This is a genomic window from Paenibacillus endoradicis (assembly GCF_024721975.1).
On sequence record NZ_JANQBB010000005.1, the window covers coordinates 121,877 to 134,192 of the forward strand.

The 12,316-nt window shown below is 36.9% G+C and carries 11 protein-coding genes; 10 read left to right on the forward strand and 1 reads right to left on the reverse strand.

Annotation, left to right across the window (positions count from 1 at the left end):
- Window positions 1-84: 84 nt before the first annotated feature.
- The 4 genes from NV377_RS16980 to NV377_RS16995 all read left to right on the forward strand — a co-directional run bounded on the left by NV377_RS16980 (window position 85) and on the right by NV377_RS16995 (window position 4,859).
- Window positions 85-1,047, forward strand: coding sequence for a bile acid:sodium symporter family protein (locus NV377_RS16980; protein ID WP_258201990.1), 963 nt, complete (start codon window positions 85-87; stop codon window positions 1,045-1,047).
- A gap of 44 nt (window positions 1,048-1,091) precedes the next feature.
- Window positions 1,092-2,870 carry a two-component system histidine kinase PnpS gene (gene pnpS, locus NV377_RS16985; protein WP_258201991.1) on the forward strand — a complete coding sequence of 593 codons (1,779 nt, stop codon included), beginning with the start codon at window positions 1,092-1,094 and terminating at the stop codon, window positions 2,868-2,870.
- Window positions 2,871-2,962: 92 nt separating this feature from the next.
- The gene (locus NV377_RS16990; protein WP_258201992.1) at window positions 2,963-3,685 is read left to right on the forward strand and encodes a response regulator transcription factor; all 723 of its coding nucleotides are present in this window, start codon (window positions 2,963-2,965) and stop codon (window positions 3,683-3,685) included.
- 655 nt (window positions 3,686-4,340) lie between these two features.
- The gene (locus tag NV377_RS16995) at window positions 4,341-4,859 is read left to right on the forward strand and encodes a GrpB family protein (RefSeq protein WP_258202285.1); all 519 of its coding nucleotides are present in this window, start codon (window positions 4,341-4,343) and stop codon (window positions 4,857-4,859) included.
- An 88-nt stretch (window positions 4,860-4,947) separates the two neighbouring features.
- Here the strand turns inward: NV377_RS16995 and NV377_RS17000 are convergent, their stop codons facing one another.
- On the reverse strand, window positions 4,948-5,829 hold the full coding sequence (locus NV377_RS17000; RefSeq protein ID WP_258201993.1) for a helix-turn-helix domain-containing protein: 882 nt from the start codon (window positions 5,827-5,829) through the stop codon (window positions 4,948-4,950).
- Window positions 5,830-6,133: 304 nt separating this feature from the next.
- Here NV377_RS17000 and NV377_RS17005 point away from each other — a divergent pair, with 304 nt between their 5' ends.
- The 6 genes from NV377_RS17005 (at window position 6,134) to phoU (ending at window position 12,167) form a co-directional block, all read left to right on the forward strand.
- Window positions 6,134-7,267, forward strand: a complete 1,134-nt coding sequence (locus NV377_RS17005) for a methyl-accepting chemotaxis protein (protein ID WP_258201994.1) — start codon at window positions 6,134-6,136, stop codon at window positions 7,265-7,267.
- Window positions 7,268-7,417: 150 nt separating this feature from the next.
- Window positions 7,418-8,437, forward strand: a complete 1,020-nt coding sequence (locus tag NV377_RS17010; RefSeq protein ID WP_258201995.1) for a PstS family phosphate ABC transporter substrate-binding protein — start codon at window positions 7,418-7,420, stop codon at window positions 8,435-8,437.
- A 187-nt stretch (window positions 8,438-8,624) separates the two neighbouring features.
- On the forward strand, window positions 8,625-9,488 hold the full coding sequence (pstC, locus tag NV377_RS17015) for a phosphate ABC transporter permease subunit PstC (RefSeq protein WP_373425833.1): 864 nt from the start codon (window positions 8,625-8,627) through the stop codon (window positions 9,486-9,488).
- 1 nt (window position 9,489) lies between these two features.
- Window positions 9,490-10,365, forward strand: a complete 876-nt coding sequence (gene pstA / locus NV377_RS17020) for a phosphate ABC transporter permease PstA (RefSeq protein WP_258201997.1) — start codon at window positions 9,490-9,492, stop codon at window positions 10,363-10,365.
- Between the two features lie 31 nt (window positions 10,366-10,396).
- Window positions 10,397-11,152 carry a phosphate ABC transporter ATP-binding protein PstB gene (gene pstB, locus NV377_RS17025; RefSeq protein WP_258201998.1) on the forward strand — a complete coding sequence of 252 codons (756 nt, stop codon included), beginning with the start codon at window positions 10,397-10,399 and terminating at the stop codon, window positions 11,150-11,152.
- Between the two features lie 355 nt (window positions 11,153-11,507).
- On the forward strand, window positions 11,508-12,167 hold the full coding sequence (phoU, locus tag NV377_RS17030) for a phosphate signaling complex protein PhoU (protein WP_258201999.1): 660 nt from the start codon (window positions 11,508-11,510) through the stop codon (window positions 12,165-12,167).
- Window positions 12,168-12,316: the final 149 nt, after the last annotated feature.

Here is a 12,316-nt window from a genome sequence, read left to right on the forward strand (position 1 = left end):
GTGTAAAACTTTATGTTACTTCTCATTATTTATTATAACCTTAATTGATATAAACAACTAGATATTGGAAAGAAGGAAACAACAATGGCTTCATTCGGTCTTGCTATAAATGACTGGTTTGAAAAATACATGTTTCTAATTGTTCCATTTGTTATGATTATTGGCATTTGCTTTGGCGAACCATTAAGTGGACATGTTAATCTAGTACCATACCTGTTTGCATTTGTTACTGTAGCGATGGCGATTGGATGTCGCTTACAACAAGTTAGAGATGTAATCGCGAAACCATTGCAAATATCATATTTCCTAATTTTGATTCATATCTTTGTACCAATTGTTGTCTATCTATTAGCGGGGCTTATACTTGGTTATCACTCTCCATATGTAGTTGGTCTCGTTATGTTCACATTAATCCCTGTTGGAATATCATCAGTGATGTGGGTATCAATGACAGGTGGGCAGGTCTCGCTCGTTTTAGCTATTGTAGTTATTGATTCTCTGTTAAGTCCATTTATTATTACCATTGGACTAAAGGCATTTTTTAGTAGCGTAATTGAAGTGAATACAACTCAAATGATGATTGATTTATTATTAATTGTCGTCTTGCCAACGGTAGTAGGCATAACTTTGAATGAATGGTCGAAAGGTACAATACAAAGTAAAGTTAAACCGATCGTTGCACCATTATCAAAACTTTGTTTTGTTATCGTCATATTATTAAACGCGTCTGCTATTACTCCGTATTTGCATGATCTAAAGGGTGATATTATTAAAATTATTCCATTTTCCATCATTATTGTTATAGTAAGTTATGCGATAGGTTATGTTACAGTAATGAGAAGAAGTGACCTGTCTACTCAAGTAACGATGTCATATGCTTCAGGGATAAGAAATGTTTCATTAGGTATTGTTATTGCCATGAGTTATTTCAGCCCCAGTACAGCGGTACCTATTCTTATCGGAGTACTGTTACAGCAGCCAATAGCAACGTTGTATTCGTTATTTTTACAAAAAATTAATAAACGAACATATAGCCAAAGTAACTAGACAGGGGTACGATGGTAGTACTATTTATTCAAGGAGAGGGAACAATGTTAAGTTTTCGCACAAGACTAACTGTCATTATTATTTCGATGGTCGCATTATCTGTTGTTGCCTCAGGATTATTAATGTTGAAAACATTCAAAGAAAATCATATTCAAGTATTAGAAGAAACACTTGAAAGAGAAATGCGCCTAATTGCAGCACAAATGGATTGGGTGTCAGGTGATAATGAAGAAGTTATTAACTACTATACTGATCAAGCCACTATGCTTCAAGAACTTATGGATTCCCGTGTTACATTTATTCAATCAGATGGTACTGTGCTAGGAGATTCGAGTTTTAATCCTTCTGAAATGGACAATCATAGTAATCGTGAAGAAATTGTCGGCGCATTGAAAACGGGGATAGGCAAAAGTATACGTCCTAGTGATACTCTTCATAAAAATATGCTTTATGTTGCGATTCCTGTAACGAACGAAATAATTGATGATACGTATGTCATTAGACTTGCTATGAGTCTTGATGAAGTGGAGCAGTCGATTAATAGCTTAACCATGGTCCTTATTGTTGGGTTAATTATATTATTCGTTATTGCAGCGTTAACAAGCTATCGAATTGCACTTAGTTTAACAAAACCGTTAGAGAAAATTACTCAAGTTGCCAAGCGTATTAAAAATATGGATTATCGTGCACGTGTGGAAGGAATAAAGCAAGATGAAATTGGCGAACTTGGTAATGCGATTAATGCAATGGCAGAAAGTCTTCAAATTCAAATGGCTAGAATTCGTCAGAATGAGAACCATCTACAAAGTGTCTTATCTAATATGATAAACGGTGTAGTGATGATGGATGCTAATGGTGCTATCCTTATTATGAATGAGCGGGCTGAAAATATTCTTGGTGTATCTGCTCGTAAGTTAATCGGAAAGCCTTATAGTGACATTAAGCAACAATATGAGCTTTCACAATTAATTGTAGAAGGTTTTGATACGAAGGAATTTATACACGAAGAAATTACGTTCTACTATCCAGAGGAACGGTTGTTAGAGCTCAATCTTGTTCCGATCTATCACGGAAATAGTTCTGATTTCGGTGGGATTCTACTTGTACTGCAAGATGTATCGGCAATTAGACGTCTAGAGCGAATGCGAAGTGAATTTGTTGCTAACGTATCTCATGAGTTGAAAACACCAATCGCGGCAGTGAAAGGATTTGCAGAGACATTGCTTGGTGGCGTTGTGAAAGATGAAGAAACGACGCGATCTTTCTTGCAAATTATTTATGATGAGAGTGAACGATTAAATCGACTAATCGGTGATATTTTAGAATTATCCAAAATAGAGTCTAGGCGTGCTCCATTAATGCTAACACCAGTAGATATTAATGAATTTATGTCAAATACGATTGCCATTCTTGAAGTAAGTGCTATGCGTAAAAATATTCACATTGATATGACTTCACCAGAAGAATTTTATATGGAAGCAGATGAAGATCGACTTCGTCAAATTCTAGTTAATTTATTGAGTAACGCCATAAATTACACACCAGAAGGTGGTACGATTACAATCGTCATATCTGAGTCGAAAGATGAAAACATTGTAATTTCTATCTCAGATACGGGAATTGGTATTCCTGAGAAAGATCTTCCACGTATTTTTGAGCGATTCTATCGTGTTGATAAAGCTCGTTCACGTATTTCTGGAGGAACAGGTCTTGGATTATCAATCGTGAAGCATCTCGTTGAATTGCATAAAGGAACAATATGTGTAACGAGTACCGTTGGAGTTGGTACTAAATTTACGATTGAATTACCAAGCATACAATAATTATATTTACCTAACTTTTATATTAATGTTACACTATTAATATGAAATAATGCATGCGACTCAATGTACGTGTAGCTTTTGGAGGTAGGAACATGTCGAATAAGATATTAGTTATCGAAGATGAACCGACATTATCAAGATTGTTATCTTATAATTTAATACAAGAAGGCTATGATACAACCGTGATTGATCATGGTGGTGATGGTCTGCAAGCTGCGTTGCAAGGGAATTTTGATTTAATTATTCTTGATATTATGCTTCCAGGTATGAATGGTTTTGAAATTTTGAATCGACTGCATCAGAACAATGTGCGTACTCCAGTTGTAATTCTTACAGCTCGTAATGCTGAAGAAGAGGTAGTACAAGGATTGAAACATGGTGCAGACGATTATATAACGAAACCATTTGGCGTTGCGGAACTGCTTGCACGTGTATCAGCAGTTTTACGGAGAACACAAAACGAGGACCCCAAACCACTTTTGTCTAATGAGAAAGTGATACAAGCAGGGGAACTGTCCATCTACCCAGAAAAGTATGAAGTCAACGTACAGGGGCAACCTATTTCACTAAGACCGAAAGAATTTGAAGTGTTATTGTATCTTGTTCAACGTCCAGGTATGGTAATAAGTCGTGACGATCTCATGAATGTCGTATGGGGCTTCGATTACATTGGTGGACAGCGTACAGTAGATGTACATGTAAGTTCTTTACGTAAAAAGCTAGAACTTGAGCAGCAATCTGTAAGAATTGAATCTATCCGTGGCGTCGGATATAAACTTGTGATGCCGAAGAAGCTTGTGCAGTCCTTGAAGTAGGATGCATCAAGCTTCTTCTTTTTTGATCGATTGTGATCACGATGATTAAGCTAACGAAGGTTATTCGACATCGAATATGCCATTCATCGTTTGCTCCAGTGCTCATGTACCAACCACGTACATTCCGCGCTTCGCTTCACTGGCTTTATGTCATCTTCTCGGTGCTGACAACCGATCATGCTTCGAAGTTTTGTAGAGTTTTGTAAGTGGTATCAGGGAAGTGGGGCTGCTTTTGAACTTTCCTTAGGAATGTTCAAAAGATTCGCATACTTCGTATGCTGATCATGCTTCGAGGTTTTGTAGAGCTTTGTAAGTGGTATCAGGGAAGTGATGCTGCTTTTGAACTTTCCTTAGGAATGTTCAAAAGATTCGCATACTTCGTATGCTGATCATGCTTCGAGGTTTTGTAGAGCTTTGTAAGAGGTATCAGGGAAGTGATGCTGCTTTTGAACTTTCCCTAGGAATGTTCAAAGATTCGCCTACTTCGTATGCTAATTGTGCTTCGAGGTTTTGTAGAGCTTTGTAAGTGGTATCAGGGAAGTGATGCTGTTATTGAACTTTCCTTTGGAATGTTCAAAGATTTGCCTACTTCGTGAGCGGACAGGAGTATGTTCGAAGACAAAGAATGATATTTGTTTACTGAGGAGTGATTATTATTAAAGTTCGTCTTACTCCCTTTAGCGATAAATGGGCTCAAATGTTTCAAGATGAGGTCAATAATTTGAAAGCTATTTTTGAAGAACTAATAATTAATTTTGAACATTTCGGTAGTACGTCTGTTCCTGGTATGAAGGCTAAGCCTGTAATTGATATGATGTGTATCGTTAATGAAATTTCAATAGTTGATTCCTTTAATGAGAAGATGAATGCTCTAGGGTACGATATTGCTGGAGAATGGGGCATTGATAGAAGAAGGTTATTTCGAAAAGGCGGAGATAATCGAACCCATCATATTCACTTTTATCAATTCAACAATCCTCAAATTGAACGACATTTGGTATTTCGAGATTATCTACGCAGCCATCCAGAAGAAGTGGCTAGATACAGCCAATTTAAAGAAGAAATAGCTCGACAATTTGAAAATACGAGCGGGTATAGTCCAGCGAAAAAAGCATTTGTAACTGAAATGGAACAACTAGCATTCATTTGGTTCACCGAAAAACCGACAAATTAAATCAAATGCAATGCTACTCAAACGCTCCCTTACAGAAAATTAAAAAGCAGATGCTACGAATTCGTAGCATCTGCTTTTTTGTTTGATTTTATTCGCTTTGATGGTCGGGTTTCCATTGCAACATCTTTTTCTGATATTGCTTGGGTGAGCAATCATTATGTTTTTTGAACATTTTATAAAAATGAGCCATGTTAGGCATTCCTATTTTTTCACCGATTTCAGTAATACTTATATCTTTTGTAAGCAGTAGTCGTTCGGCACGTTTCACTTTTCTATAATTCACATACTCGGTAAATGAAAAGCCTATCGATTTTTTGAAGTATTTTACGAAGTAGTAGTAGCTCATATTGGCGATTCTACACACTTCTTCTACTTGAATGCGATCAGTAAGATGTTCCTCAACATAATCGAGAACCGGTTTCAATCTTACTTTATCGAATGAATCTTGCTCGGCAAGTACTTTCTTGTGATCATTGCGTAACAAGATTAATAAGATCTGCTTTATGAGAATACTAACAGCTATTTCATACCCTCTTTGACGAGTAGTTGCTTCATTCAGTATTTTACTAATGCAGTTTGCAGTTTCTTGTTTTACTGCTTCATTTTCATGGAAGATGTAATTGGCTTGACTTAATGGCACATGTGTTTCTGAGAAATATCGCATATATGAAATCGAACCTTGATCGAAGAAATGCTCAAGATCAAACTGCACGACAATATAATCAAGATCTTCTGAGCAGTAATCACGATGAAGTTCGGATGTACCAATAATACATACATCTCCAGCTTTCAAGATCATACTTTCTGCTTCCATATACATTTCTAATTGTCCATTCAATATTAAGAGTAATTCGAGTTGTTTATGGTGATGCCAATCAGTCCGAGTATTATGCTCACGGTGAGTCTGAAATACTTTAATACTTAAAAGAGGGTTATCATATGATACTCGCTCATTAACTGCCTCCAACATAACCACTCCTTAAACTTTTCGTTACTTTACAGGCTGCTTCAATGTAAGAAAAGTACATCGTAAGCATAGGGTTAAACTTTTCATTAACATCTCTTCTATACTTCTCGCAAATGAAAAGTACATCAAAAGCCTAACTTAACTATCCTCATTATATAACTCATCAACCACATAGCAATACAAAAGTAATTGGAATTACGATTAAAAATCTATAAATTTAATAATAATTTTACAAACCTTTGCATGTACGCTAACGCTTCTCCTCTATAGTAATCTTGTAATGATTGGATAAGAAGGAGATGAAGTGATGCAGGCAGTGTCAGTAAAGGCAGTGAATCCGGTATTAAGTGGGATGTCTCAATTTCAACAAGAGGATCAACTATTATTAAATGTTATCTCCAAAACACCTTGTATATCACCAGATATGAATTGCGAGCAAACGTTAGCAATATTCCGTAATAATCCAGAGCATGAGTGCGTCGTTATTGTAGATGGATTAAGTAGACCTAAAGGTTTAATGATGCGCAATGAATTGTTTAGACGTTTAAGTCAACGTTTTAGTGCTGATTTGTTCAGTGAAAAACCAATTGAGAAACTAGCAGATAAAGAACCTTTAATAGTAGATAGAAGAGAATCACCTAGTTATATTATTGAGATGGCATTGAGTCGCAAAGGTGATCGTCTATACGATTGTGTAATCGTAACTGATGGTCAAATCGTCGACGGAGTGTTAACAATGTCTAGCTTACTTCAGTTGTCTAACGACCTGCAACGAAAGTTAAAGGAAGAACAACAATATTTGATCTATTCCTCGCAAGAAAGAATTAAGCGAATTGTTAACGAGATTATTAATGTGGGACAAGCGGCAAAAAGTAGTGGTGAGAAATCCGATGAAATGGTTAATTTCACATTGGAAGGCAAAACAATGCTGCACAAGTTAACAAACACTTTAGAAATTATCAGCTTAAATGCTAGAAAGCAACAATCACAAATTACAGAGCTACAAGGCAGTGTTAATGATATTAAGAAAATTACTTCCATCGTTCATGAACTGTCAGATCAAAGTAATTTGTTAGCGATCAATGCTACGATCGAAGCGGCTAGAGCCGGAGAACACGGTAGAGCATTTACAGTGGTAGCACAGGAGGTAATGAATTTAGCTGGACAAACAAAGCAATCTGCTGCACGAATATCTCATTCTGTTGAAAAGATTGTTGATGTTGTGAGAGGTACTGTGGAAATTACTGATGAAGGATTACAAATAGGTTTACAAAGTGACAAGCTAATTTCAGATACAGAATCGATATTTTTGACATTATTCAAAATGGTAGCAGAGAACAAAAATAACTTGCAACTTATTGGAGAACAAGCCCTTCATGCCAATGATCAAGCTAATAAAACGGTAAATGAGTTGAAAAAGCTCAATGAGATGAATATGTAAACATTGCAATGATGTTTGTGAAAATATTTTACATAGTGTTTACATTATAAAAATACGAGATTAACAATCTATTAGTAATATTAAACCTGTAAGCAATAATACATGAAAAGCTTAAACAAAGAGGGAAACTAAAACTGAGGAGTGGTTAAGTTGATTAAAAACAACACAATTAAAGGAATCATTACGTTAACAATGGCAGCAATGCTAGTATTCACTGCAGCATGTGGTAATACAAATGAAGGTGCAGCAAATAACACAGCTAATAACACAACAAACAATGCAACAGCAGGCAATACTACAAATGAGCCGGTAACTCCGGAAGTTAAGCTTAGCGGTGAAATTAAAATAGATGGTTCTTCTACTGTATTCCCGATTACAGAAGCTGTATCTGAAGAATTCAACGCTGTTCATAAAGATGTACGTGTTCCAGTAGGTGTTTCTGGTACTGGTGGCGGTATGGAACAATTCATTGCTGGTGAAATTGCAATCGTTGATGCATCTCGTCCAATGAAAGATAAAGAAGCAGAAGCTGCTAAAGCTGCTGGTATTGAATATACACAAGTTAAAGTTGCTTATGATGGTCTTTCTGTAGTAGTTAGTAAAGAAAATGATTTCATCGACCACTTGTCTATCGAAGAGTTAACTAAAATCTTCTCTGTAGAAGGAAATGCTAAAAACTGGTCTGACGTTCGTGCAGGATGGCCAGCTGAACCAATCGTAATCTATAGCCCAGGTGCTGATTCAGGTACTTATGATTACTTCGCTGAAGTTGCTCTTAAAGATGTATCAATGAAAACGGATGGAGTTACTTTCTCTGAAGATGACAATACACTTGTAACGGGTGTTGCTGGTACTCCTAACGGCATTGGTTACTTCGGATTTGCTTACTATGAGGCGAACCAAGATACATTAAAAGTTGTTCCAATCGATAGTGGTAATGGTCCAATCACTCCATCTTTCGATACAATCAAAGACAATTCATACTCTCCACTTTCTCGTGAACTTTACATCTACGTAAACAACGCTGAAATGGCTCGTCCAGAAGTTGCTGAGTTTATGAAATTCTATGTACAAAATGCTGGTGAACTATCTTCCGAGGTTGGTTATGTAGGTCTTCCAGATGAAATGTATGCTGAACAACTTGCAAATGTTGAAGCACTTATTAAATAGTAGGTACATTGAGAATTGTAAAAGAGAAAAATGTGGTGTCTCGCGGCATCACTTTTTTTTCAGGCAATATGTTAAAGAATTGTAAACAATAAGGGAGGCAAAGTAAATGCCGAACAAGTCACAGTCAACATTGAGCGCAGATGCTAATGAGTATAGCAATCCATTTAAAAATAGTCGTGTAAGTGTAATGAATAAAGTGATGCCTGTACTACTATTTTTATGTGCGATTGTATCCGTTCTAACAACGATAGGCATTGTGATCACGCTATTATCTGAAACAATTAATTTCTTCAAAATAGTTCCGATTCAAGATTTCCTATTTGGAACAAAATGGTCTGCTCTCATTCAACCACAAAGCTTCGGTATTTTACCGCTACTTACTGGTACTTTAATGATTACAACGATTGCAATTGTTGTAGCTTTACCAATTGGATTGGCTAGCGCGATATATTTATCTGAATATGCTCCGGACAAAGTTAGAAGAATTGTAAAGCCAATACTTGAAGTATTAGCAGGCGTTCCTACCATTGTCTATGGATATTTTGCAATTAGTATTATTACTCCTGTTATACAGTTTATTTTCCCAGGAGCGGGTGTATACAACGCTTTAAGCGCAGGTATTGCTGTAGGGATTATGATCATTCCGATGATTAGTTCATTAAGCGAAGATGCTATGAGTGCAGTACCAAGATCATTAAGAGATGGTGCTTACGCATTAGGAGCAACTAGATTTGAAGTAGCATTGAAAATCGTTGTGCCGGCAGCATTTTCTGGTATTGTTTCATCAGCTGTCCTTGCTTTCTCTAGAGCTTTAGGTGAAACGATGATTGTTTCACTGGCAGCAGGTTCTACACCAACTTTAACCTTTAATCCTTTGGATAGTATCCAAACGATGACTGCTTACATTGTACAAGTAAGTTTGGGTGATGTAGCGCGTGGAAGTGTAGAGTATGGATCAATCTTTGCAGTAGGTATGACATTATTCGTCTTTACGTTCTTATTGAATATCCTTGCACAGTACATTTCAAAACGCTTTAGAGAGGAGTACTAAGATGAATATATTTCAAGATGCGAATCGCCAACAAATCGCTAATCGTCGTCTCAAAGATCATTTATTGCACACGTTATTCTTGCTTGCAACATCAGTTGGAATTATTGCTTTAACGGTCCTAATTGTAGATATTATTATTGATGGTTGGGCGCATTTATCTCCTGACTTGTTCACTAACTTCCCTTCACGTAAAGCAGAAAATGCTGGAATGAAGTCAGGTTTAATGGGGTCACTTTATATATTATTAATTTTGATACCACTATCCTTCGTAATGGGCGTAGGTGCTGCCATTTATCTTGAAGAGTATGCGCCGAAAAACAAGTTTACACGGATGGTTCAATTAAATATTAGTACTCTAGCTGGTGTTCCATCTATCGTGTACGGTATTTTGGGTCTTGCATTGTTTGTACGTATGTTAGGACTTGAGAAGAGCTTAATATCTGGTGCGTTAACGATGACTTTACTAGTACTACCAGTGATTATAGTAGCTTCTCAAGAGGCAATTCGTGCAGTACCACGTTCGAGAAGAGATGCTTCCTTTGCTTTAGGAGCTACGAAGTGGCAAACTGTATCGCGTTCGGTGTTACCATCATCCATTCCAGGTATATTGACAGGTGTTATTCTAGCTGTTTCTCGTGCAATCGGTGAAACGGCACCACTAATAATTGTTGGTGCATCTACGTATGTTGCATTTCTACCGCAAAGTCTTACCGATGCATTTACAGCAATGCCAATTCAAATTTACAACTGGATTTCAAGACCACAAGCAGAATTCAAAGATTTGGGAGCAAGCGCGATTATTATTTTGCTAGCCATACTGATCTTGTTAAATATCTCGGCTGTTATTATTCGTAACAGATATCAGAAGAAATTTTAATTAATTACGAACAGAAATGAGGGAATGAGTTATGGCTACTTTAATTGAAGCAAAAGACTTAGATTTATTTTACACAGATTTTCACGCATTGAAGAAGGTGAATTTAACAATTCCTGACAAAGCAATAACTGCTTTTATTGGACCATCAGGTTGTGGAAAATCAACATTACTTCGTACTCTTAATCGTATGAACGATATGATCATAGGTACAAGAATTGAAGGTCAATTAACCATTAGTGGTACAGATATTTATTCTAATGAAGTGGACGTAGAGACGCTTCGCAAAAAAGTAGGTATGGTTTTCCAACAGCCAAATCCATTCCCAAAATCAATTTATGATAATATCGCATATGGTCCACGTCTTCACGGTACGACTAACAAGAAAGAGTTAGATGAGATTGTAGAAACAAGCTTGAAATCAGCTGCGCTATGGGATGAAGTGAAGGATCACTTGAAACGTTCAGCGCTATCGATCTCAGGTGGACAACAGCAGCGTTTATGTATTGCACGTGCTTTGGCTGTTAACCCTGATATCTTGTTAATGGATGAAGCTACTTCTGCTCTTGATCCAATCTCTACACTGAAAATTGAAGAGCTTGTTCAAGATCTTCGCGACAAATATACGATCGTAATGGTTACTCATAATATGCATCAAGCAGCGCGTGTATCAAATCAAACGGTATTTTTCTTAAATGGCGAAGTTGTTGAGTTCGACGAAACAGAAAAGTTGTTCTCGAATCCGGGGGATAGACGTACCGAGGACTACATCTCAGGACGCTTCGGCTGATATCGCTTGTGATCACGATGATTACGCTGACGTTGCTGATTCGACGGCGAATATGCCATTCATCGCTTGCTCCAGTGCTCGTGTACCAGTAACGTACACTCCGCGCTTCGCTTCACTAGCTTCATGTCATCTTCTTGGTGCTGACAAGTGATCTATGCTTCGAAGTATGTTGGGCATCTCTGGTGGTTCTGGGGCTCCTATTGAACCATCCTCATGGATAGTTCAAAGAATCGCAGCTTCGTGCTAGTGTTTGCATCGTAGAGTGGGCTCCTATTGAACCATCCTCACGGATAGTTCAAAGATTCGCGTACTTGATTGAAGTTATTATGGCTCTATATATGGGGAGGAAACTATTATGATAATGCGTAAAGAGTTTGATCAAGGACTTGAGCAATTGAATCAATGGCTTGTGGAAATGGGAGAATTAGTTGAGGGTGCTATTGAGAAGGCAGTTACTGCATTAAAGAATAATAATATTGAGCAAGCCAAAGAAGTTGTTGCAGATGACATCCATGTCAATGATATGGAAGAGAAGATTTTAGAATTAGGGTTGAAACTCATTGCTACGCAACAACCAGTTGCTAAAGATTTGCGGAGAATTATTGCAGCTTTCCGTATTGCTAATGATCTTGAGCGTATGGGTGATCTTGCATTAGATGTTGCTAAAGCTGTAATTAAGATTGATGGTGAAACATTAATTAAACCTATTATTGATTTGCCACGTATGGGTGAAATTATTCGCAACATGACTTACGAAGCAATTCAATCATTTGTTCATGAAAATGTTGATCTTGCCTATAAGATGGCTAAAGATGATGATCAAGTCGATGCACTTTATGGTCAAATGATGCGTGAATTATTACTTCTTATGATGGAAAATCCACGTAATATTGCACAAGCTCAGTTGTTAAGCTTTGTTGGACGATATATGGAACGCTTTGGTGATCATGCGACAAATATCGGTGAAAGTGTGGTTTATCTTGTAACTGGGAAAAGGCCTGATCTTAATGCATAAAAATAATGAACAAATTAGGACTTTCCTTTAATCGTAATGATTAGGGAAGGTCCTTTTTGTGGTATCATAGTAACATATACTTTGATGTAACTTTTCGTTAGTGTAAAGTTATAGTAATAGGTAGATGAAAAGTATGAAATAGAACTAAA